At 73.6% G+C, this 22492-nt stretch carries 18 protein-coding genes and 2 riboswitches; of the genes, 3 read left to right on the forward strand and 15 right to left on the reverse strand.

What is annotated here, in order from left to right:
• Window positions 1-99: 99 nt before the first annotated feature.
• The 5 genes from D6B71_RS02895 to D6B71_RS02915 are packed head-to-tail and all read right to left on the reverse strand — an operon-like array spanning window position 100 to window position 6911.
• Window positions 100-1026, reverse strand: coding sequence for a cobalamin biosynthesis protein (locus tag D6B71_RS02895; protein ID WP_121251742.1), 927 nt, complete (start codon window positions 1024-1026; stop codon window positions 100-102).
• Window positions 1023-3467 (reverse strand): bifunctional hydrogenobyrinic acid a,c-diamide synthase/histidinol phosphate aminotransferase CobBC, encoded by a 2445-nt coding sequence (locus D6B71_RS02900; protein ID WP_206051517.1) that lies wholly within the window; start codon window positions 3465-3467, stop codon window positions 1023-1025. The genes D6B71_RS02895 and D6B71_RS02900 overlap by 4 nt, the downstream gene beginning before the upstream one ends.
• Window positions 3461-4075, reverse strand: a complete 615-nt coding sequence (gene cobO, locus D6B71_RS02905) for a cob(I)yrinic acid a,c-diamide adenosyltransferase (RefSeq protein WP_121251744.1) — start codon at window positions 4073-4075, stop codon at window positions 3461-3463. The genes D6B71_RS02900 and cobO overlap by 7 nt, the downstream gene beginning before the upstream one ends.
• On the reverse strand, window positions 4075-4851 hold the full coding sequence (cobA, locus tag D6B71_RS02910; RefSeq protein ID WP_121251746.1) for a uroporphyrinogen-III C-methyltransferase: 777 nt from the start codon (window positions 4849-4851) through the stop codon (window positions 4075-4077). Before cobA ends, cobO begins: the two co-directional genes overlap by 1 nt.
• The gene (locus D6B71_RS02915) at window positions 4851-6911 is read right to left on the reverse strand and encodes a VWA domain-containing protein (protein ID WP_240641012.1); all 2061 of its coding nucleotides are present in this window, start codon (window positions 6909-6911) and stop codon (window positions 4851-4853) included. Before D6B71_RS02915 ends, cobA begins: the two co-directional genes overlap by 1 nt.
• Window positions 6912-6933: 22 nt before the next feature.
• Window positions 6934-7081, reverse strand: a riboswitch (cobalamin riboswitch).
• A 42-nt stretch (window positions 7082-7123) separates the two neighbouring features.
• Here D6B71_RS02915 and cbiE point away from each other — a divergent pair.
• Complete coding sequence (gene cbiE / locus D6B71_RS02920) at window positions 7124-8359, forward strand: precorrin-6y C5,15-methyltransferase (decarboxylating) subunit CbiE (RefSeq protein WP_240641013.1); 1236 nt, start codon at window positions 7124-7126, stop codon at window positions 8357-8359.
• A gap of 17 nt (window positions 8360-8376) precedes the next feature.
• Here cbiE and bluB read toward each other — a convergent pair whose 3' ends face one another.
• Genes bluB through D6B71_RS02945 form a run of 5 tightly spaced genes read right to left on the reverse strand, consistent with a single transcriptional unit; the run spans window position 8377 to window position 12851 of the window.
• Window positions 8377-9027 (reverse strand): 5,6-dimethylbenzimidazole synthase, encoded by a 651-nt coding sequence (gene bluB / locus D6B71_RS02925; RefSeq protein ID WP_240641014.1) that lies wholly within the window; start codon window positions 9025-9027, stop codon window positions 8377-8379.
• Window positions 9024-9785 (reverse strand): cobalt-precorrin-4/precorrin-4 C(11)-methyltransferase, encoded by a 762-nt coding sequence (locus D6B71_RS02930; RefSeq protein ID WP_121251748.1) that lies wholly within the window; start codon window positions 9783-9785, stop codon window positions 9024-9026. The genes bluB and D6B71_RS02930 overlap by 4 nt, the downstream gene beginning before the upstream one ends.
• Window positions 9782-11308, reverse strand: coding sequence for a precorrin-2 C(20)-methyltransferase (locus D6B71_RS02935; RefSeq protein WP_121251749.1), 1527 nt, complete (start codon window positions 11306-11308; stop codon window positions 9782-9784). The genes D6B71_RS02930 and D6B71_RS02935 overlap by 4 nt, the downstream gene beginning before the upstream one ends.
• Window positions 11305-12009, reverse strand: coding sequence for a precorrin-8X methylmutase (locus D6B71_RS02940; protein WP_121251751.1), 705 nt, complete (start codon window positions 12007-12009; stop codon window positions 11305-11307). The genes D6B71_RS02935 and D6B71_RS02940 overlap by 4 nt, the downstream gene beginning before the upstream one ends.
• Complete coding sequence (locus D6B71_RS02945; protein WP_206051518.1) at window positions 12006-12851, reverse strand: nitrite reductase; 846 nt, start codon at window positions 12849-12851, stop codon at window positions 12006-12008. The genes D6B71_RS02940 and D6B71_RS02945 overlap by 4 nt, the downstream gene beginning before the upstream one ends.
• Before the next feature lie 60 nt (window positions 12852-12911).
• Window positions 12912-13103: riboswitch (cobalamin riboswitch) on the reverse strand.
• 37 nt (window positions 13104-13140) lie between these two features.
• On the opposite strand from D6B71_RS02945, the gene D6B71_RS02950 reads away from it, so the two are divergent.
• A complete protein-coding gene (locus tag D6B71_RS02950) occupies window positions 13141-14826 on the forward strand; it encodes a ribonuclease J (RefSeq protein WP_121251755.1) in 1686 nt (561 codons plus the stop codon).
• Between the two features lie 190 nt (window positions 14827-15016).
• Window positions 15017-16648 (forward strand): AMP-binding protein, encoded by a 1632-nt coding sequence (locus D6B71_RS02955; RefSeq protein ID WP_121251756.1) that lies wholly within the window; start codon window positions 15017-15019, stop codon window positions 16646-16648.
• 14 nt (window positions 16649-16662) lie between these two features.
• On the opposite strand, the gene D6B71_RS02960 is transcribed toward D6B71_RS02955, so the two are convergent.
• The 5 genes from D6B71_RS02960 to D6B71_RS02980 all read right to left on the reverse strand — a co-directional run bounded on the left by D6B71_RS02960 (window position 16663) and on the right by D6B71_RS02980 (window position 22326).
• Window positions 16663-17688 (reverse strand): LacI family DNA-binding transcriptional regulator, encoded by a 1026-nt coding sequence (locus tag D6B71_RS02960; RefSeq protein WP_121251758.1) that lies wholly within the window; start codon window positions 17686-17688, stop codon window positions 16663-16665.
• A 5-nt stretch (window positions 17689-17693) separates the two neighbouring features.
• On the reverse strand, window positions 17694-19133 hold the full coding sequence (locus D6B71_RS02965; protein WP_121251760.1) for a glycoside hydrolase family 1 protein: 1440 nt from the start codon (window positions 19131-19133) through the stop codon (window positions 17694-17696).
• Window positions 19130-19960: a carbohydrate ABC transporter permease gene (locus D6B71_RS02970; protein ID WP_121251761.1), complete on the reverse strand. Its 831-nt coding sequence runs from the start codon at window positions 19958-19960 to the stop codon at window positions 19130-19132. Before D6B71_RS02970 ends, D6B71_RS02965 begins: the two co-directional genes overlap by 4 nt.
• Complete coding sequence (locus tag D6B71_RS02975; protein WP_121251763.1) at window positions 19957-20844, reverse strand: carbohydrate ABC transporter permease; 888 nt, start codon at window positions 20842-20844, stop codon at window positions 19957-19959. The genes D6B71_RS02970 and D6B71_RS02975 overlap by 4 nt, the downstream gene beginning before the upstream one ends.
• Before the next feature lie 198 nt (window positions 20845-21042).
• The gene (locus tag D6B71_RS02980) at window positions 21043-22326 is read right to left on the reverse strand and encodes an ABC transporter substrate-binding protein (RefSeq protein WP_121251765.1); all 1284 of its coding nucleotides are present in this window, start codon (window positions 22324-22326) and stop codon (window positions 21043-21045) included.
• Window positions 22327-22492 lie beyond the last annotated feature (166 nt).

Below are 22492 nucleotides of genomic sequence, written 5' to 3' on the forward strand. Positions count from 1 at the left end.
GGAGCACGGGGCGAAGGCAGAGCCACATCCGCGGGCACATAGGCGGCGAACTGGGCGTCTCCCACTCCTCGCCTCAGCCCATCGTCCCGACTCCGCCCGTCACCGCCGACGAACAGCAACCGCAGCGACCACCCCGCCGACAGCCACCCACCCCACCCGCCGCGCGAGCACCACCGCCCGAGGCACATCAGCCGCCACAACAGCCCGCCCCTCCCCCATCACCGCCCGCTCCTCGAGCCGGTCGCCGTAGCGGTTGAGCCCACCCAGCCGCACCCCCAGCGCCCCGGCGAAAGCCGCTTCGACCACCCCGGCGTTCGGGCTGGGATGCCGACGAGCGTCCCGGCGCCAGGCCCGCCACGCTGCAGGAGCACGCCCCGGTGCAGCAGCCAGCACACACAGCCCCGAATACCGCGACCCCGGCAGGTTCAGCAGGTCGTCCAACCGGGCCGAGGCCCAGCCGAAGCGCTCGTAGCGCGCGCTGCGGTGCCCGACCATCGCGTCCAGCGTGTTCGCCGCCCGATGGGCGAGCAGCCCCGGCACCCCGGCGGCGGCACCCCACACCAGCGGCGCGGTCACCGCGTCCGAGGTGTTCTCCGCGACCGACTCCACCACCGCCCGCGCCACCTCGTCCGCCGACAAGCCGGACGGGTCACGCCCGACCAGGTGCGTCAGCCGCTGCCGCGCCCCCGGCAGGTCCCCCGCCTCCAGCAGCGCATGCACCGCCAGCGCTTCGCGCTCCAACGTCCGGCCGCCCAGCACCGTCCACGTCGCCAGCGCCGTCACCACCGCGTGCCACACCGGCCGGCGGCGCGCCGCCAGCTCCACCCCCGCCCCGAGACCGGCGACCCCGCCCACCAGCACCGCCGCATGCAGCGCGCCGCGCCGCCGCGAGTCGGCGTACCACCACCCCTCCAACCGGTGCGCCAACGACCCGAACAGCGCCACCGGGTGCCCGCGCCGCGGGTCCCCCAGCAGCCGGTCCGCGGCGAAGCCGACCAGCAGCCCGACCGCCCGGGAGCGGCTCACACCCGCACCGACAACGCGTCCAGCTCCCTCATCAGCCGCGCCACCACCGCCGGCGGCCGCACCGCGATCCGCACCCACTCCCCGTCCAGCCCCGGGAACGTGTCCGCCCGCCGCACCGCCACCCCCCGCTCCCGCAGCGCCGACCGCGCACCGGAACCCAGGCGCGCCAACACGAACGACGCCTGCGAGGGCACCACCTCGACCCCGCGCTCCTCCAGGCAGGCCACCAGGTGCGCCCGCCACTCCGCGATCCGCGCCGCCCGTCGCCCGGCCTCGGCCAGCGCCGCCGGCCCCGTGCAGGCGATCGCCGCGTGCACCGCCGGCGTCGACACCGACCACGGCACCTGGCGCGCCTCCAGCGCCGCGATGCTCCGCTCGCTGCCCAACAGGTAGCCCGCCCGGATCCCCGGGATCGACCAGTGCTTGGTCAGGCTGCGCACCACCAGCAGCCCCCGCCGACGGTCCCGCGCCAGCGTCTCCCGCTCGCCCTCGACGGTGTCGATGAACGCCTCGTCGACCATCACGATCCGCTTCGGCCGCCGCAGTCGCAGGATGTCCGCCGCCGGGTGCAGCACCCCCGTCGGGTTCGTCGGGTTGCCCAGCACCACCAGGTCCGCGTCCTCCGGCACCGCCGACGGGTCCAGCCGGAACCCGTCCTCGGGCCGGCAGTGCACCACGCTCACCTCGTGCCCCGCCCGCGCCAGGGCCGCATGCGGCTCGGTGAACTGCGGGTGCACCACCACCACATGACGCCACTGCTTCCACCGCGCCACCAGCTCGAACGCCTCCGCCGCCCCCGCCGTCACCAGCACCTCGTCGGGACGCCGACGGTGCAGCTCGGCGATCGCCGCCCGGGCCGCGCTCGGGTCCGGATAGCTCACCGACTCGCGCAGCCCCTCGGCCAGCGCCTGCTCCAGCCAGGCCGGACGCCGCTCCGGGTGCACGTTGACCGCCAGGTCCAACAGCCCCGGCCCGGTCTCCCGGTCGCCGTGGTGCCGCAGCGGGTCGACCACCTCCGGATCCGCCACCGCCACCCCCGACCCCGCCGAACCCACAGAGCCCACCGACCTCGCGTCCGAAGGCACCGCCACCGGCTCCGTCCCGGCCGCCGCCTCGGCGAACCGCTGCGCCATCGCCGGATGACCCACCCAGTGCAGGTGCAGGTACGACGCGTGCAGCGTCGCCGAGGCGACCCCGATCAGCTCACCGTCGACGTCCCAGGCCGGCGTCCAGCCCCGCGCCGCCCGCAGCAGCGCGGTGCGGTGGAACTCGTGACCGCGCACCTCCTCCCCCGCCCGGGTCAGCAGGCTGTCGCCCACCGCCCTCGCCACCGGATAGCGCAGCGTCAGCCGCTCGGTCATCGCCGCCCGGGCTCCGATCACCCCCACCATCGGCACGTCGTCGAGCGCCTCCAGCAGGTAGAGCAGCCCCGCGCACTCCGCCACCGTCGGCAGCCCCGCGTCGACCGCGGTCCGCACCTGCGCCAGCAGCGGCGCGTTGCGGGCCAGCCGGTGCACGTGCACCTCCGGGAACCCGCCGCCGAGCAACAGCGCCCGCGTGCCCGCGGGCAGCGCCGGGTCGCGCAGCGGGTCGAAGCGCACCACCCGGCACCCGGCCGCCCGCAGCAGCTCCTCGGTCTCGGCGTAGGAGAAGGTGAACGCCCGCCCCGCCGCCACCGCCACCACCGGCGCGCCGGCGACCGCGGTCACCTCGGCGGCCGGGTCCCACGGCTCGGCGTGGAGAGCCGGAGCGGACCGCGCCACCTCCAGCACGGCGTCCAGGTCGACGTGCCGGGCGACGAGCTCGCCGAGCCGGGACACCAGCTCCGCGACGCCGTCGCGCTCCGCGGCCGGCACCAGCCCGAGGTGGCGCGACGGCGTGGTGACCGCGTCGTCGCGCGGCACCACCCCCAGCACGGGTACGTCGAGTGAGCGGCGTACCTCCGCGACGTTGCGCGGCGACCCCGCCCGGTTCAGCACCACCCCGACCACCTCGACGCCCGGGTCGAAGACCGCCATCCCGGCCACCAGCGCACCCACCGAGCGGGACATCCGCGAGATGTCGACCACCAGCACCACCGGGGTGCGGGTGAGCCGGGCGACGTGCGCGGTGGAGGCGAACCCGTCCGTGCCCATCCGCCCGTCGTGCAGGCCCATCACACCCTCGACGATGGCGACGTCGGCACCCCGGGCGCCGTGCAGCAGCAGCGGCGCGACCCGCTCCTCGCCCATCAGGTGCGGGTCGAGGTTGCGCCCCGGGCGCCCGGTCGCGACCGCGTGGTAGCCCGGGTCGATGTAGTCGGGGCCGACCTTGTGGCCGGACACCTCCACGCCGCGCGCCCGGAGCGCGGCCATCAGCCCGGTCGCGATCGTGGTCTTGCCCTGGCCGGTCGCGGGCGCCGCGACCATGAGCCGTGGCAGCCGTGACTGGTCGGTCACCATTCGATGCCTCGCTGACCCTTCTGGCCCGCGTCCATCGGGTGCTTTTGCTTGGTCATCTCGGTCACCAGGTCGGCGACCTCGAGCAGCTCGGGTGCGGCGCGGCGGCCGGTGACCACGACATGCTGCCGCCCGGGCCGGTCGCGCAGCGTCGCCACCACGTCGTCCAGGTCGACCCAGCCCCACGCGATCGGATAGGTGAACTCGTCGAGCACGTAGAGGTCGTGGGCCTCGGCGGCCAGCCGGCGCTTGATCTCGGCCCAGCCCTCGGCGGCCGCCCGGGCGTGGTCGGCGGCCTCGCCCTGCTTCTTCGACCACGACCAGCCCGACCCCATCTTGTGCCACTCCACCGGGCCGCCCTCGCCGGACTGCTCGTGCAGCTCACCGAGCCGCTCGAGCACGGTCTGCTCACCGATGCGCCACTTCGCCGACTTCACGAACTGGAACACCCCCACCCGCCAGCCCTGGTTCCAGCCCCGGAGCGCGAGCCCGAACGCGGCCGTCGACTTCCCCTTGCCGTCGCCGGTGTGCACCATCAGCAGCGGCCGGTTGCGGCGCTGCCGGGTGGTGAGCCCGTCGTCGGGCACGGTCAGGGGCTGTCCCTGGGGCATCAGCGGGTCTCCTGGAGTATGTCGAGGGGTGCGGCTGTGCCGGCGAACGCGGCGACCTCACCGATCACCGTCACCGCCGGTGGTGCGAGGTCTTGCGCGGCCGCCGCGATGCCGGCCAGCGGGGCGGTGCGCACCTGCTGGTCGGGGTGGCCGCCGCGGGCGACCACGGCGGCCGGAGTGCCGGACGCCAGCCCGTGGCTGAGCAGGGCGTTGGCGATCGCGGCGAGGTTGGCCACCCCCATCAGCACCACCAGCGTGGTGCCCGAGCGGGCCAGCGCCGCGTAGTCGAGCGTGCAGCCGGGGTGGCCGGGAGGCACGTGGCCGGAGATCACGCTGAACCCGTGCACCAGCCCCCGGTGGGTCACCGGGATCCCGGCCAGCGCCGGCACCGCAACGGCCGAGCTGACCCCGGGCAGCACCCGCACGTCGACGCCGGCCTCGGTGCAGGCGAGCAGCTCCTCCATGCCGCGGCCGAAGACGAACCCGTCGCCGCCCTTGAGCCGCACCACCCGTCGGCCGGCCCGGGCGTGACCGACCAGCAGCTCGTTGATCCGCTCCTGCGGCGTCGTCCTGCCCCGGGGCAACTTGGCCACGTCGACCACCTCGGCCTCGGCACGGGTCCAGGCGAGGGCGCCCTGGGGTGCGAGGTGGTCGACCAGCAGCACGTCGGCCTGCTCGACGGCGGCGCGGCCGGCCACCGTCATCAGGCCGGGGTCGCCCGGTCCTCCCGCGACCAGCGTGACGGTGCCGGGGCGCAGGGGCTGCAGGGTGCCCATCAGGCGGCGCGGCCGGGAGTGCGGCCGGCCACGACACCGACCAGGGCGGCGGCGCTGACCCGCTCCATCGGCACGTGCTCGGCCCGCAGCCGGGCGGCCAGCACCCGGGCCAGCCCGAACCGCAGCGGTCCCTGCTCACAGTCGACGACGACGCTCGGCACCCCGAGCGCGGCGACGTGCCCGGCGGCCAGCCTCGAGCGCTCCACCGGGTCGACGCCGGCAGTAGCCCTCCCGTCGGTGACCACGACCAGCAGCGGGCGCACCCGCGGGTCGCGCAGCCGCTCCCGACGCAGCACCCGCCCTGCCTCGAGGAGACCCTCGGCGAGCGGGGTGCGACCGCCCGAGGGCAGGTCGTCCAGCAGTGCCGCGGCCACCTCGACCGACCCCGTCGGGGGCAGCAGCAGGGAGGCCTCCCGGCCGCGGAAGCCGACCATCGCCACCTTGTCGCGACGCCGGTAGGCGTCGGTGAGCAGCGACAGCACCGCGGTCTTCACGTGCGCCATCCGCCGCCGCGCGGCCATCGACCCGGACGCGTCGACGCAGAAGAGCAGCAGGTTCGACTCGCGCCCCTCGCGGACCGCGCTGCGCAGGTCCTCGGGCCGCAGCAGCACCCGCCCACCGCCATGGCCGGCGGCGTCGCGGACGGCGCGCTCGGCTGCGGCGTGCAGCGTGCCGAGCAGGTGTAGCTGCCCGGGGCCGGTTCCGCTGCCGACCCTCCGGCCGGTCGCGCCGCGTGCGCGGCTGCGCCGACCGGGGCTGCCCTCACCGACGCCGTCGACGGTGAACAGCCGGGGCCGGTACGCCGCGCCGGCGCGCGCCGTCTCCGGGTCGCCGCCGCCCGCGGTGGCGGCGGACGCCTGGTCGGGCTCCGCCGCCTCCGGGCATTCGGACGTCGTCTCCCCCTCCGGTGCGTCGCCGGGCTCCTCGTGGTCGCCGGGCTCCTCGTCCGTTCCGCCAGGTGGCTCGGGCCCGGGCCCGGGGTCAGGCTCGGGGTCGGGCTCGGGCAGCTCGTCGTCGCCAAGCAGCCGGTCGAGCAGGTCCTCGTCGAGGCCGGGGGCGTCGAAGGGGTCGCGGCGCCGCCGGTGCGGCAGGGCGAGCAGGGCCGCAGCACGGATGTCGGCCAGCGTGACCCGATCCCGCCCGACCCAGGCGGCGTGGGCGGCGGCGGTGCGGGTGGTGACGATGTCGGCGCGAAGCCCCTCGACCTCGAACCCCGCGCAGACCTGGGCGATCTTGAGCAGCGCCGCGTCGGAGACCTTGACCGACCCGAGCCGCCCGCGGGCCGCGGCGATCCGCCGGGTCAGCTCCTGCTGCCGCTCGGCGTACCCGGCCGCGAACCCCTCGGGGTCCTCGTCGAAGGCGAGCCGCCGTCGGACCACCTCGGTGCGCAGCGCCGGGTCGCGAGGGGCGGCGACCTCGACGGTCAGCCCGAACCGGTCGAGCAGCTGCGGCCGCAGCTCGCCCTCCTCGGGGTTCATCGTGCCGATCAGCACGAACCGGGCGGCGTGGCCGAGCGAGACGCCGTCGCGCTCGACGGTGACGGTGCCGGTGGCGGCGGCGTCGAGCAGCAGGTCGACGAGGTGGTCGTGGAGCAGGTTGACCTCGTCGACGTAGAGCACCCCGCGGTGGGCGCGGGCCAGCAGCCCGGGCTCGAACTCGACGGCGCCGGCGGTCAGCGCGCGCTCCAAGTGGATCGAGCCGAGCAGCCGGTCCTCCGACGCCCCGACCGGCAGCTCCACGAGCCGCACCGGCCGTACCACCGTGGGGGCGGCGGGGTCGAACGGGCCGTCGGGCGAGACGGCCCCGGGGTCGTGCGGGTCGGCGGAGTAGCGGTCGCCCTCGTGGGTCTCGATCCAGGGCAGCACCTCGGCGAGACCGCGCACGGCGGTGGACTTCGCGGTCCCCTTGTGACCGCGCACCAGGACCCCGCCGATCTGCGGGCTGATCGAGGTCAGCACCAGCGCGAGGCCCATCGGATCCAGCCCGGAGTCCAGACCGGTGTCGGGCTCGGACCCGAGACCGCAGCCGACGACGGCAGAGAAGGGGTAGTTCGTTGGCACGTGAGGCTCCCGCTCGCTAGGCCATGGATGGCGACGCGAGGCCGGTCTTCGGACTTGCCGGGTCACTCCTCACGGAGTGCTCGGTTCACCGCAGCGGGCCTGTGCCGGACTCTCACCGGCTTCCCAGATTCTCCCCGTTGACCTTCCCCACCGCGTGGCGATGGTTGGGCCGCAGGGGCACCTCACGTGCGACGGACGATAGCGTCCCGGCCGTGCCTCCCGCGACCGACCCCTGGCTGACCGTGCTCGGCGTCGGTGCCGACGGTCGCCTCGACGAGGCCGGCACCGCGCTGGTCCGCGACGCCGAGGTGCTGCTCGGGGGCCGCCGCCACCTCGCCGCCGTCGACGAGCTGCTGCCGGCCGTCGCCGGGCAGGAGCGGATCGCGTGGCCCTCTCCGCTGGCCGAAGGCCTGCCCCCGTTGCTGGAGCGGCTCCGGGGACGCCGCGTCGTCGCCCTCGCATCGGGTGACCCGCTGGTCTCGGGCATCGGCGGCACCCTCGTCCGGGCCCTGGGCCCGGACGCGATGCGAGTCGTCCCAGCCGTCTCGTCGATCGCGCTGGCCCGGGCCCGGATGGGCTGGTCGGCCGAGGAGTCAGTCGTCGTCACCCTCGTCGGACGGCACGAGGCACGGCTGCTGCGCGAGGTCGCCCCCGGGCGCCGGATCCTGCTGCTCACCTCGGGTCCGCAGACGCCCGCCGTGGTCGCCGATCTGCTCACCGACGCTGGCTGCGGGGACGCGCAGGTCACCCTGCTCGGCGACCTCGGCAGCGACCGGGAGACGCTGGTGAGCCGCGCCGCCCGCGACTGGGTCGGCCCGCCGCCGCGGGAGGTGCCGGCCCTGCACGTGCTCGCCGTCGAGATCCCCGCGTCGTACGCCGGGTGGCACACCTCGTGGGCCGCCGGGCTGCCCGACGACGCCTTCGAGCACGACGGCCAGCTGACCAAGCGCGACCTGCGCGCCTCGGCGCTCGCCCGCCTCCGGCCGGCGCCCGGCCAGCACCTGTGGGACGTCGGCGCCGGGGCCGGCTCGGTGGGCATCGAGTGGATGCGCGCGCACCCGGCGTGCCGCACCACGGCCGTCGAGGCCGACCCCGAGCGTGTCGGCCGGATCCGCCGGAACGCCGCCCGGCTCGGCGTCCCCGACCTCACCGTCGTCGAGGGCCGCGCACCCGCCGCGCTGGCGCACCTGTCCGCGCCGGATGCGGTCTTCGTCGGTGGTGGCGCCACCCGGCCCGGCGTGCTCGACACCTGCCTGGCCGCGGTCGGCCCCGGCGGGCGGCTGGTGGTGCACGGCGTGACCCTGGAGACCGAGCAGCTCCTCGCCGAGGCACACCGCACCCACGGCGGCGAGCTGACCCGAATCGCGGTCGAGTCCGCCGCCCCCGTCGGTGGCTTCACCGGGTGGACACCAGCGCGCACCGTCACCCAGTGGTGCCTGGAGCGCTGAGCCCGGGCCCGGGGCCGTCAGCCGCGGTAGCGCTCCTGGTGTAGCACCGAGGCCAGCGGGCTGCGGCCGCGCCAGCCCAGCCGCTCCAGGTCGGGTACGTCGGGCAGCCCGGCCACCTCACCGACGCACAGCCAGGCCACGGGCCGCACGTGCTCGGGGAGTCCGACCAGGTCGCGCAGGAACTCCTCGCGGTAGAAGCTGACCCAGCCCACGCCGATCCTTTCGGCGGTGGCGGCGAGCCACAGGTTCTGGATCGCCAGGCACACCGAGTAGAGCCCGGTGTCGGAGATGGCGTGCCGGCCCAGCACCTGCTCGCCCGCGGTGGTCGGGTCGTAGCCGACAACCACGCCGAGGCCGGACTCGGCGATCCCCTCGACCTTGATCCGCGAGAACGTCTCGGCCCGCTCGCCGGTGAGCCCGGCGGCGAAGACCTCCCGCTCGGCGTGAACATGGTCGCGGAACGCTGCCAGCGTGCCGGGGTCGCGCACCGTCACGAACACCCACGGCTGCGACATCCCCACGCTCGGGGCCCGGTGGGCGGCGCCCAGGATCCGCTCCAGCACCTCGTCGGCGGGCGGGCGGCCGGTGAACTCCGCGCGGGTGTCGCGGCGGCGGGCGATCGCGTCGTAGAGGTCCATGCTCATCTCCTCGCTCATCTCCTCGCTCATCTCCTCCGCTGTCGGTCGGGGCTGTAGAGGAACGACTCCGTGTCGGCACCGGCATCGGCGTGCTCGTCGGTCAGGGCCCGGCCGACGAGGATCACCGCAGCCTGTCGCAGGCCCGCGGCCTCGACCCGGTCGGCGAGGTCGGCCACGGTGCCCCGCAGCACCAGCTGCCGCGGCTGGCTGGCCAGGTGCACGACGATCGCCGGGCAGTCGCCGCCGACCACCGGCGTCAGCTCGGCCATCAGCTCGCGGGTGCGGGCGATCGCCAGGTGCAGCACGAGCGTGGCGCCGGTGGCCGCGAAGTCGACCAGCCGCTCCCCCGCGCCCATCGGCGTCGACCGCGCCCGGGTGCGGGTGAGCACCACCGACTGCGCGACCCGTGGCACGGTCAGCTCCCGGCCCACGACGGCGGCCGCGGCGGCGTACGCCGGCACGCCCGGCGTCACCTGCCAGCCCACGCCGGCGGCGTCGAGCCGCCGGGTCTGCTCGTGCAGCGCGGAGTAGAGCGAGGGGTCGCCCGAGGTCAGCCGCACCACCCGGTCACCGGCCCGGACCGCGTCGACCAGGTGGGCGGTGATCGCGTCGAGGTCGAGGTCCTGGGTGTCGAGCAGCCGGGCCCGCGGGCCGCAGTGGGCGAGCACCTCGGGGTCGAGGTAGGTGCCCGGGTAGAGCACCACGTCGGCCGCGGCCAGCAGCCGGACCGCACGCACGGTCAGCAGGTCGGCGGCTCCGGGGCCGGCACCGACGAAGTCCACGCTCATCGCACGTACCTCGGGGTCCACACACCCGCCGGCGACACCCGGGTGGCAGACGCCCCGACGATCAGCAGGCACTTCATGTCGATGGAGTCCGGGTCCAGCTCGCCGAGCGTGGTCACCGTCAGCGACTCCTCCGCACGGCCCACGTCGCGGCCGACCACGACCACGGTCTCGGGGCTGCGATGCTCCAGCAGCACCTCACGGGCGACGGCGACCTGCTCGGTGCGACTGCGCGAGGCGGGGTTGTAGACCGCGAGCACCAGGTCCGCCTCGGCCACGGCCCGCAGCCGCCGCTCGACCACCGCCCACGGCTTGAGTCGGTCCGAGAGGCTGAGCACCGCGAAGTCCGCGCCGACCGGCGCCCCCGCCCGGGCGGCGACAGCCTGGACGGCGCTGAGGCCGGGCAGCACCCGCACCGCGACGTCGGCGTACGCCGGGTCCTCGGCCGCCTCGAAGACCGCGGCGGCCATCCCGAAGACACCGGCGTCACCACCCGAGACCACCGCGACCCGCTCCCCGCTCAGCGCCAGGTCCAGTGCACACCGGGCACGATCCACCTCGACGGTGTTGCCCGACGCGTGCCGGGTCAGCCCCGGGCGCTGCGGCACCCGGGCGAGGTAGGGCGCATAGCCGACCACGTGGTCGACCTCGGCCAACGCCGCGCTCACTTCGGGGGTCTGCCAGGCGTCGGGACCGGGGCCGATGCCGACGACCAGCAGCTCGGCCGATGCACGGCGGTCGGCGCCCGACGACGCCGACGCGGTCACCGGCCCCTCGTCTGGCTCCCGGGAGCGGCGGCCGTTGCGGCTGTCGCCGGTGACCACCACGAGCGAGAAGTAGGGAACCCGTGCCTCGTCGACGTCGGCGACCGGCAGCCAGCGCTCCTCGGGCATCGAGGCGCGCTCGACGTAGAGGGCCTGCTCGAGCCGGCCGGCCGCCGCGAGCGCCCGGCGTACCGCCGGGAAGGTGCGGCCGAGCTTCATGATGATCGCGCCGTCGGTGTCGGCCAGGCGGCGGGCCAGCTCCGGCTCCGGGAGGGTGCCGGGCAGCACCGTGAGCACGTCGGTCTGGCGCACCAACGGGCTGGCCACGGTGGCGGCGGCCGCGAGGAACGCGGGCACGCCGGCGACGATCTCGGTGTCGTAGCGGGCCGAGAGCCGGTCGTGCATGTACATGTAGGAGCCGTAGAAGAGCGGGTCGCCCTCGGCGAGCAGGACGACGTCGCGTCCGGCGTCGAGGTGGGCGGCCAGCCGGCCCGCGGACTTCTCGTAGAACTCCGCGATCGCGCCGGCGTACCCGCCGGGGTGGTCGGTCGTGCCCGTCGTCACCGGGTAGGTCAGCCGCTCCTCGACCACGGACCCGGGGATCAGCTCGGCGGCGATCCGGCGGGCGTTGGACTCCTTGCCGCGGGCGGCGTGGTAGGCGACCACGTCGGCCCGGGCGATCAGCCGGGCGGCCTTGAGCGTGATCAGCTCGGGGTCGCCGGGCCCGACGCCGACGCCGGCGAAGCGGCCGGGCCTGCTCACTCCGCCTCCTGGGCCAGGGCGTTGAGCGCGGACGACGCCATGGCCGACCCGCCCCGGCGGCCGTGGACGGTGACGTAGGGGATCTCGATCCCGTGGTCGCGAGAGAGGTCGGCCAGCGCCTGCTTGGACTCCGCGGCGCCGATGAACCCGACCGGGCAGCCGACGATCGCGGCGGGGTGCGGCGCACCGTCGAGGAGCAGCTCGAGCAGGTGGAACAGCGCGGTCGGGGCGTTGCCGACCGCGACCACCGCGCCTTCGAGCTGCGGCTCCCACAACGAGACCGCCGCCGCGGTGCGGGTGGTCCCCCACTGCTCGGCCAGGTCGGGCACCCGCGGGTCGTCGAGGGTGCAGACCACGTCGTTGTCGGCGGGGAGCCGGCTGCGGGTGACGCCGCGGGCCACCATCGTGGCGTCGCAGAGGATCGGCGCGCCCGCCTCGAGGGCGGCGCGGGCGGTCGCCACCAGCGCAGGATGCACGTCGAGGTCGCGGGTGAGGTCGACCTGGCCGCTGCCGTGGATCATCCGGACGGCCAGCCGCTCGGCGTCGGCGGGCACCCGCGACAGGTCGGCCTCGCGGCGGATGGTGGCGAAGGAGTCGCGGTAGATCGCGGCCCCCTGGTCGAGGTACGGGTAGCGCCGGCCGGGGCGGCGCGGGCCCCGGGCGGTGGGCGGGGCGGTGGGCGGGGCGGCAGGCGGGGTCATCGGGTCTCCTCGGGGATCAGCACGCCACGCCAGGGCGTGACGACCAGCTCTGGGGCGGCGGCGCAGAGGCGCTCGACGGCGGTCCGGTCCAGGCCCTCGGGAGGGACCGGCACGTGGCAGCCGCCGGGGATCTCGCCGTACGCCGGGGGCGGTGCGGGCTCCGGGAGCCGCGGGTCGGGCGTGCGCCGGGTCGCGAGGTCGCGGCCGAGCTCGCGCACGTGCCAGGGGGCGGCGGGACCGGCGCCGCGGGCCCCGAGGAAGGCACGGGCCAGAGCGGCCAGTCGCTGCGCCGACGACGAGAGCGGCACGACGTCCCCCCACCCCTCACCCACCCGCAGCTGCCCCACCTCACGGTCGAGCGCGACGAGCCCGAGGTCGCAGCGGTGGTCGAGCAGGTCGCCGCGGCCGTCGTCGAGCACGAACAGGAACCGTCCGGGCAGCCCCGCGAGCACCGGGTCGGCCAGGAGCGCCCGGTCGAGCGCGGCGAGCACCGTGCGCAGGTCGGCGCGACCGCCGGCGAGGCCGGTCTGCGGCGAGGCCATCAGGTTGCGGCTCACGTCGTGGCTGCGGCTCGGCAGCAGCCCGGTCGCCTCGAGGGCAGCCAGCACCTCGGCGGGCAACCGGGGCTCCGCGCGCTCCGCCGGCATCCCCCGCACCTGGAGGTTGGCGCGGCCGGTGACGTGCACCCGCCCGTCGCCGTACCGCTCGGCGACGCCGAGGAGTCCGCGCAGGGCGGAGGAGCCGAGCCGGCCGCCGGGCAGCCGGAGCCGGACGAGGAGGCCGTCGGCGGCGGGCCAGGGACGCAGGGCGCCAGGACAGCGGTCTGGTCGAAACCGGTTCACCGGGAGAGTCACCTTGCTCGGAGTCGGGGTCCGAACGCGGGACCCGCCACGACCCGACGACGGGTGTCGTCAGGGCCAGCAGGTCTTCGGACTCGGATCATCCGGGAGAGGACGCCTTCCCAGGGCTGGTGCCCCAGTGGCTGCCGTTGCCGGCGTGTCCTTCCCGTCCCCTCACCGCTGCGCGTCAGCTCCGGATTCACACCGGATTCCCTGACTCCTTCACGGAGTGCGACTGGCTGCGCCGGAGACTACTCCACGGCGCCGCGAGGTCGTCCGATACCGTCCGGGAGTGAGCCATCCCCATCCCGAGCTGCCCTCTCCCCCCAAGCTGCCGCGAGGGGGCCTGCGGATCGTCGGGCTCGGCGGGCTCGGCGAGATCGGCCGCAACATGACGGTCTTCGAGCACGAGGGCAAGCTGCTGATCGTCGACTGCGGCGTGCTGTTCCCCGAGGAGCACCAGCCGGGCATCGACGTGATCCTGCCCGACTTCACCTGGATCCGCGACCGGCTCGACCAGGTGGTGGCGGTGGTGCTCACCCACGGCCACGAGGACCACATCGGTGGCGTCCCCTACCTGCTGCGCGAGCGCCCCGACATCCCGGTCGTCGGCTCCACGCTGACGCTGGCGCTGATCGAGGCGAAGCTCAAGGAGCACCGCATCGTCCCGAGGACCAGGCACGTCAAGGAGGGCGACCGGGTCGACTTCGGCCCGTTCGACCTGGAGTTCCTCGCGGTCAACCACTCCATCCCCGACGGTCTCGCGGTGGCGATCCGCACCCAGGCCGGCCTGGTGCTGCACACCGGCGACTTCAAGATGGACCAGTTCCCGCTCGACGACCGGATCACCGACCTGCGCGGCTTCGCCCGGCTCGGCGAGGAGGGCGTCGACCTGTTCCTGACCGACTCCACCAACGCCGAGGTCCCGGGGTTCACGCTCTCCGAGCGCGAGCTGACCCCGGCGATCGAGACGGTCTTCCGCACCGCCCCGCGGCGCGTCATCGTCTCCAGCTTCGCCAGCCACGTGCACCGCATCCAGCAGGTGCTCGACGCCGCCCAGGCACACGGTCGCAAGGTCGCCTTCGTCGGGCGGTCGATGGTGCGCAACATGGGCGTCGCCCGCGAGCTGGGCTACCTGCGCTACCCCGAGGGCCTGGTGGTGCCGTTCGAGCAGCTGGAGCGGATGCCGCCGGCCAAGGTGGCGATCGTGTGCACCGGCTCCCAGGGCGAGCCGCTCGCCGCGCTGTCGCGGATGGCCAACCGCGACCACAAGATCCGCATCGGCGCCGGCGACACGGTGCTGATGGCCAGCTCGGTCATCCCCGGCAACGAGAACGCGATCTCCTCGGTGATCAACGGGCTCACCCGGTGGGGCGCCAAGGTCGTGCACAAGGGCAACGCGAAGGTGCACGTCTCGGGCCACGCGAGCGCGGGCGAGCTGGTCTACTGCTACAACATCGTCCAGCCCACCAACGTGATGCCGATCCACGGCGAGTGGCGCCACCTGCAGGCCAACGCCGACCTGGCCATCCGCACCGGGGTCGCTCCCGACCGGGTCCTGATCGCCGAGGACGGCGTGGTGGTCGACCTGGTCAAGGGGCGCGCCAAGATCACCGGCAAGGTGCCCGCCGGCAACGTCTACGTCGACGCGCAGACCGTCGGCGGCGCCACCGAGAACTCGCTGCGGGACCGGCGCACGCTCGCGCAGGAGGGCGTGGTGACGGTGCTGGCCATCGTGCACGCCGACACCGGGGAGCTGGCCGAGCCGCCGGACTTCCTCATCCGCGGCTTCGTCCACGACAAGGCGGCGTTCGAGACGGCGATCCCCGTGGTCGAGAAGACCCTGGCCCGGGCCGCGCGCGAGGGCATCGGCGAGGCGCACCAGCTCGAGCAGATGCTGACCCGCGAGATCGGACGCTGGGCGCACAAGAAGTTCCGGCGCAGCCCGCTGATCATCACGATCGTCGTCGACGCCTGACCGTCCGGCAGCGCCGGCGCGACTCAGCACAGCTCAGTGGGACGAGACGTGGCGTAGCTCACAGACGCGCACTACTGTGCCGACCACTCGACCGTCCGCACCCGACGGTCGGATCGTCCGGACCACAGACACCCGCACGCGCCACGGCCGGTCATCGGGGGCCCCGGGGCACGGGCAGAGGAGCCGCGCCGTGAAGTTCAACCTCGCCACCGTGTTCGAGACCGTCGCCGACGCCGTCCCCGACCGGGTCGCTCTCACCTACGAGGGTCGCAGCCTCAGCTACGCCGAGTTCGACCGCGAGGCGACCCAGGTCGGCCACCTGCTGGCCGCCTCGGGCGTCGCGGCCGGCGATCACGTCGCGCTGTTCCTGAAGAACTGCGTCGAGCACGTCACCGCGATGGTGGGCCTGCTGAAGGTGCGCGCGGTGCCGATCAACGTCAACTACCGCTACACCGACGCCGAGCTGGAGTACCTCTTCGTCAACTCCGACTCGATCGCCGTCGTCGTCGAGGAGGCCGCCCACCAGCGGTCGCTGGCGCGGATCCTGGCGCGGCTGCCGCTGCTGCGTACCGTCTTCGTGCTCGGCGAGGTCGACCCCGAGCTGCGGGCGGCGGCCTCCGACCGCGGACTACCCCTGATCGACTTCTCAGGCTGGCGGGACCAGTCCACCGAGCGCGACTTCGCCCCCCGCACCGGCGAGGAGCACTACATCCTCTACACCGGCGGCACCACCGGCTACCCCAAGGGCGTGGTGTGGACCCACGACGACCTGTTCCACAAGCCGCTCTCCGGCGGCAACCCCTACGGGGACGCGCACCCCGACCTCGAGTCGCTCGCGGCCGCCGCCCAGGCGATGCCACCGATCTCGTTCCTGATCGCGGCGCCGCTGATGCACGGCGCCGCGTCCTACGCGATGTTCTTCTACTTCATCTTCGGCGGCCGGCTGGTGATGCTCCGCGACTTCGACCCGGAGAAGATCGTCGACGGCATCGCCCACGACGGGCTGCAGAGCCTGCTGATCGTCGGCGACGCGATGGGCATGCCCCTGGCCGACGAGATGGAGCGCCGCAAGGACGAGGTCGACTACTCGGCGCTGTTCATGGTCACCTCCGGCGGGGCGATCTGGTCACAGGCCTGCCGCGACCGGTTCCGCGCCCTGGCACCGAACGCCATGCAGCGTGACAACTTCGGGGCCTCGGAGTCCGGCAACGACGGCGAGATCACCCTCGACGAGTCCGGCAACCTGCGGGTGCCGGCGACCGACAAGATGCTCGTCGTCGACGACACGCTCGCCGAGATCCCGGCCGGACCCGAGAACGTCGGCTTCATCGCCCGGCTCGGGCCGGTGCCGCAGGGCTACTACAAGGACGACGAGAAGACCGCGCGCACGTTCCGCACGCTGCCCGACGGTCGCCGCTGCTCGGTGCTGGGTGACATGGGCTACCGCGACCACGACGGCTCGATCGTGTTCCTCGGGCGCGGCTCGCAGTGCATCAACACCGGCGGCGAGAAGGTCTACGTCGAGGAGGTCGAGAACGTGCTGCACGGACACCCGGCCGTCGCCGACGTGCTCGTCGTCGCGGTGCCCGACGAGCGGCTCGGCGAGAAGGTCGCGGCGGTGGTCTCCCCACGCGACGGGCGCGAGCCGACGCTCGAGGAGATCCAGACCCACGCCCGGGCCGCCCTCGCCGGCTACAAGGTGCCGCGCGAGCTGGTCGTCGTCCCGGAGGTCAAGCGCACCCCCGCCGGCAAGGCCGACTACAAGTGGGCCAAGCAGGTCGCTCGGGAGCACTCGCTCCCCCACCCGGACCCGGTCGGCTGAGCGAGCCGCCCAGGTCAGGCGGACGCGCGCCGCACCAGCTCGGGCACGAAGACCACCCGGCGGGGGCCGCCCCCGCCACCCTGGTCGATCGACTCCGTGAGCAGCCTGATCGCCTCGACGACCATCGAGGCGATCGGGTTGCGCAGCGTGGTCAACGGCGGGTCGGTGCGCTCGGCGACGCCGAGGTCGTCGTAGCCGACGAGCGCGACGTCCTCGGGCACCCGGAGGCCACGTCGGGCGAGCTCACGGATGGCTCCCTGCGCCATCAGGTCGGAGGCGGCGAAGATGCCGTCGATCCCACCGGGCCCGGCGGCGTCGAGCAGGGCCGCGCAGGCCTGGACGCCGCTGTCCTCGGTGAAGTCGCCGTGGGCAACCAGGCCGGTCTCGAGCCCCGCGGCGGCCAGCTCGTCGCGCCAGCCCCGCAGCCGGTCGTGGCCGGCGCGCATGTCGGGCGGGCCCGCGATGGTGGCGATCCGGCGCCGGCCGCCCTCGAGCAGCACCCGCACCGCCTGCGCTGCGGCGCCGGCATTGTCGCTGTCGACGTAGGCGACCCGCTCGGCCCCGATCCAGGGGCGTCCGATGAACACACACGGCAGGCCGAGGTCCGAGAGGTGCTCGGCGAGCCGGTCCTCCCGGTGGTGCGAGGCGACGATCGCGCCGTCGACGTAGCGGCCGCGCAGGTAGCGCAGCAGCCGCTCCGCCTCGTCTCCCGGCTGGGCGATCAGCAGCACCAGCTGCAGGTCGTGCTCGCGCAGGGTGCGGGCGACCAGGTGCAGCATCCGGGCGAAGAACGGGTCGCTGAAGATCCGCTCGTCGGACTCGGGCACGATCAGCGCGACCGAGCCAGTGCGTCTCGTGACCAGGGACCGGGCCGCCGCGTTCGGGGTGTAGCCGAGCTCGCGCACCGCGTTGTCGACCGCCGTCTGCGCGCGGGCGCTCACCTTCGAGCCGCCGTTGATGGCGCGCGAGGCCGTCGCCTTGCTGACCCCGGCCAGCTTGGCCACCTCGTCGAGCGTGGGCGCTCCCCCGTTCAGTGTCATCGGCCTCAAACTACTGGCAGCCGGTTCTGAGCGGACAACTTCGAGAACCAACGGGCGCTGTCCTTGGGGGTGCGCGTCTGGGTGTCGAAGTCGACGTGGACCAGGCCGAAGCGGTGGGCGTGGCCGTAGCTCCACTCGAAGTTGTCCATGAACGACCACACGAAGTAGCCGGCGACGTCGACACCCTTGTCGATCGCGTCCAGCACCGCGTGCAGGTGCTGCTCGATGTAGTCGCGCCGGCCGTCGTCGTGGACCGCACCGTCCTCGACCACGTCGTCGGCCATCGCGCCGTTCTCGGTGATGAAGACGGGCAGCGCGGTGTACTCCTCCTTCACCCGGACCAGCAGCCTGGTCAGCGCCCCCGGGTCGATCTCCCAGTCGCGGGCGGTCGTCGGCAGGCCGGTCCGCGGGAAGACGAAGCCGCCGCCGGGGTACGGCGACTGGCGCGGCCGCGGCGCGTGCTCGATCCGGCTCCCGAGGAGCTGGTCGGGCTCGACGTCGAAGGGCAGCGCCGCCGGGACATCGCCGTGGTAGAAGTTCACCCCGAGGAAGTCGATCGGCGCGCCGATCAGCTCGAGGTCGCCGTCGTGGACGAACTCCTGCCAGCGCCGGCCCTCGAAGAGCATGCCCTCGGTGTCGGCGGCCAGGTCGTCGGCGTAGCGGCCGCGGAACAGCGGGTCGAGAAACACCCGGTTGTGGAAGCCGTCGAGGCGTCGCGCCGCCTCGACGTCGGCCGCGCGCGTCGGGTCGAAGGGGTCGGCCACCGTCAGGTTGAGCGTGATGCCCACGGACCCGCCGTTCTCGGCGGTGCCGCCCCGGCGGCGTACCTCGTCGACGAAGAGGCCGTGCGCGAGCAGCAGGTGGTGCGCCGCGACGACCCCGGCGACACCCTCCTGGCGACCCGGTGCGTGACCGCCGTTGGTGTAGCCCATGAACGCCGCGCACCACGGCTCGTTGTGGGTGGTCCACGCGTGGACGCGGTCACCGAGTGCGTCGTGGACGGTCATCGCGTAGTCGAGGAACCGGTGCGCGGTGTCGCGGTTGGTCCAGCCGCCGGCGTCCTCGAGGGCCTGCGGGAGGTCCCAGTGATAGAGGGTCAGCCACGGGGTGATGCCGGCGGCGAGCAGCTCGTCGGTCAGCCGGTCGTAGAAGTCCAGACCGCGCCGGTTGACCGGCCCCCCGTCGGGGCGGATCCGCGGCCAGGCCACCGAGAAGCGGTACGCCGGGAGGCCCAGCTGCTTCATCAGCGCGACGTCCTGGGGCATCCGCTCGTAGTGCTGGCAGGCCTGATCGGCATTGTCGCCGTGCAGGATCGCGCCGGGCACGGTGACGAAGGTGTCCCAGATGGAGGGGGTGCGCCCGTCGGCGTCGACGGCGCCCTCGATCTGGTAGGCCGCCGCGGCCGCCCCCCAGAGGAAGCCGGGCGGGAACTCTCGGGTCGTCATCCTTTGACGGCTCCTTGCATGATGCCGGCCACGAGCTGGCGGCCGGTCGCGATGAACAGGATGAGCAGCGGGATCGTGGCGAGCAGGGTTCCGGCCTGGAGCAGCGCGATGTCTGCGATCCCACCGGCCGGCGCGATCTTGAGCTGCTCCAGCGCCGTCTGCAGCGTCTGCACGTCGGACCCCTGGAGGATCAGCAGCGGCCACATGAAGTCGGTCCAGGTGTGCATGAACGTGAACAGGGCGAGGATCGCCATCGCCGGCCGGGCCGCGGGGACCGCGACGGTCCAGAACGTGCGGATCTGCGAGCACCCGTCGACCCGGGCCGCCTCGATCAGCTCGTCGGGGATCGCGTCGACCAGGAACTGCCGCATGAAGAAGACCCCGAACGCGGTGACCAGCCAGGGCAGCACCACGGCGGTGCGGGTGCCGGCGAGACCGATGTTGCTGAACTCCTTCAGCAGCGGCATCAGCGCGAGCTGGGTCGGGATGGCCATCGTCGCGATCACGAACGCCATCCCGACGTTGCTGCCGCGGAACCTCAGCTTGGCGAAGGAGTAGCCGGCCAGCGTGGAGAAGAACACCACCGACGCCGCGGAGACCCCGGAGATGATGATCGAGTTGGCGAGCGCGGACCAGAAGTCGATCTGGTCGAAGACGCGCCTCGCGTTGTCGAAGAAGTGGCCGCCGGGGTAGAGCGGCGGCGGGCTGTGGATCGCGCGCTCCTTGGTGACCGAGCCGATCACGAAGGACCAGTAGAGGGGGAAGACCGAGCCGAGCACGAAGGCCGACAGCAGTCCGTAGACGAGGAATCCGGGTCGTCGGTTCACCTCTCCGACCTCCTCTGGATCATCCGGGTGACGGCGAAGTTGAGCAGCGCGATCGTGATGATGATCAAGACGATGATCCAGGTGGCGGCGGCCGCGCGTGGATACGGGTCGGTGGCGCTGTTGGAGGTGTTGAAGACGTACATCGTGAGCGTCTGGTACTGGTAGTCGGCACCGCCTTGGAACTGCAGGTTGGTGTCGAACAGGCGGGGCTCGGTGAAGATCTGGAGGCCGCCGATCGTCGAGGTGACGATGACGAAGAGCATGGTCGGCCGGATCGACGGCAGTGCGACGTGGAAGAACTGCTTCACCCGGCCGGCTCCGTCGATCGCCGCCGCTTCGTAGAGATGGCTGGAGACCGCCTGGAGGGCGGCGAGGATGATCAGCGTGTTGTAGCCGGTCCAGCGGTAGTTGACCATCGACGCGATGGCGGTCCAGCTGGCGAGCCGGTCGGAGTGCCACCCGACCTTGGGCAGGCCCACCGCGTGGATCACCTCGTTGACCAGGCCGGTCTTGTCGGCGAACAGGCTGCCGAAGATCAGCGCGGTCGCGGCGGGCGAGACCACGAACGGGAGCAGCACGCTCATCCGCCACCAGGTGCGCCCGCGCAACTGGGTGTCGAGCATCGCGGCGATCACGGTCGCGAGGATCACCTGCGGCACCGAGGAGAGCAGGAAGATGCCGATGGTGTTCCAGAACGCCTTGTGGAAGACCGGGTCCTGGAGCACGTGGGCGTAGTTGGCGAACCCCACCGGGTCTCCGTGATGGGGGCCGTAGCGGGGCCAGGAGAAGAACGAGAGGTAGCCCGAGTAGACCATCGGGTAGACCCCGACGACGAGGAACACCGCGAAGAACGGAACGACGTAGAGGTAGGGCGAGAGGCGCATGTCCCATCGGGCGCGCCGCTGCCGCCAGGTGAGTCTCGGTGGTGGCCTGCGGGTCGGTGTCTCGGGGTCAGCGGTCTTGACTGCCTGGTCGGTCGCCAACGCACTCCGCCTCTCGGTCGTCGGGCCGGCGCCGGGCCGGGGAGGTCGCTGCGACCTCCCCGGCGGCGACGCCGGTGCTGGGTCAGGGAGTGGGCGGGCTCAGAGGCTGCCGACGGCCTGCACGAACGTCTCCCACGAGTCGTCCGGGGAGGATCCCTCGTCGACGCGCTGGATGGCGGTCTGGAAGAGGCCGAGGATGTCGGAGTACTTGTCCCCCTTGTAGGGACGGCCCGGCTCGACGGCGGCGGCGCGGGAGGCCAGGATCTCGGCGGTCGGCGCGTCGTTGAAGTACGCGTCGGTCTCGTTGCGGTCGGCCAGCACCTGCTGGGCCTCGAGGTTGGCCGGGTAGTTGCCGGCCGCGTCGAACGCGGCGACCTCCTGGTCGGCGGCGGTCAGCCAGGCGGCGAACTCCTGGGCCTCCTCCTGGTGCTCGGACTGCATCGGGACGGCGAGGTAGGAGCCGCCCCAATTGCCGCCACCGCCCGGGAACGCGTCGACGATGTCCCAGCCCTCGACCTTCGGGGCCGAGGACTTGATGTTGGAGAACATCCATCCGGGGCACGGCATGGTGGCGAAGCCGTCGTTGCGGAAGTTGGCGGTCCAGTCCTCACCCCACTGCACGACCTGGGGGGAGAGCGTCTCCGAGTACTCGGTGACGGTGTTCCACACCTCTTCGAGCTCGGGGTTCTCGACGTCGACGGTGTTGTCCTCGGTCTGGAACGGGAACTCGGCCTGGTTCAGCATCGCCTGGGCGATCGAGCCGCTGGAGTCGTACCACTTGCTGCCGGGGACCTTGGCGACGAACTCCTCGCCGGCGGCGAAGTAGGAGTCCCAGCTCTCGAAGATCGGCTTCACCGCCTCACGGTCGCTGGGCAGCCCGGCCTTCTCGAACAGGTCGGCGCGGTAGCAGAACGCCTCGGGGCCGGCGTCGGTCGGGTAGCCGATCTGCTTGCCGTCGGCGGTCTGCGCGGCCTGGTAGGCGTAGTCGACCCACCGGTCCTCGAGCTCGGGGTCGGACAGGTCGGCGAACTGGTCGGAGGCCCCGTCGGCGAGGAACGCCGGCATCGCATCGCCCTCGACCGCGACGATGTCGGTGAGCCCGTGACCGGCCTGCAGGTCCTGGGTCAGCGTCTTCTTCCAGGGGTCCCAGTCGGCGATCTTGGTCATCTTGACGGTGAACGGCCGGTCGGGATCGGCGTTCCATTCGTCGATCAGCTTGTCGTAGCCGAAGTCGCTGAACGTGGTGATCGTGAGGACGTCGTCCTTGCCGAGCTCGGACTGGGTGGCCTCGGACTCGCCGCCGCCGCACGCGGCGGCCGTCGCGGCCACGAGGGCCACCGCGGACCCGACCGCCCCTCCTCGTCGGATGGTGAGCTTGCGCATGGTTGGACGCTCCTGACCTCGACCGGTGGTGGAACCGTTTCCACTCCTATTGGGCACAGGACTATGACGGGGGTCACATCGCGTGTCAACGGCCAGCGGACTTCGTCCAGAAGTCTGTGCAATTCGTGGCTGGAACCGCTCCCACTCCACCGCCGGCGCCACCGTG

The organism is Nocardioides ferulae, assembly GCF_003660455.1.
Lineage (GTDB): Bacteria > Actinomycetota > Actinomycetes > Propionibacteriales > Nocardioidaceae > Nocardioides > Nocardioides ferulae.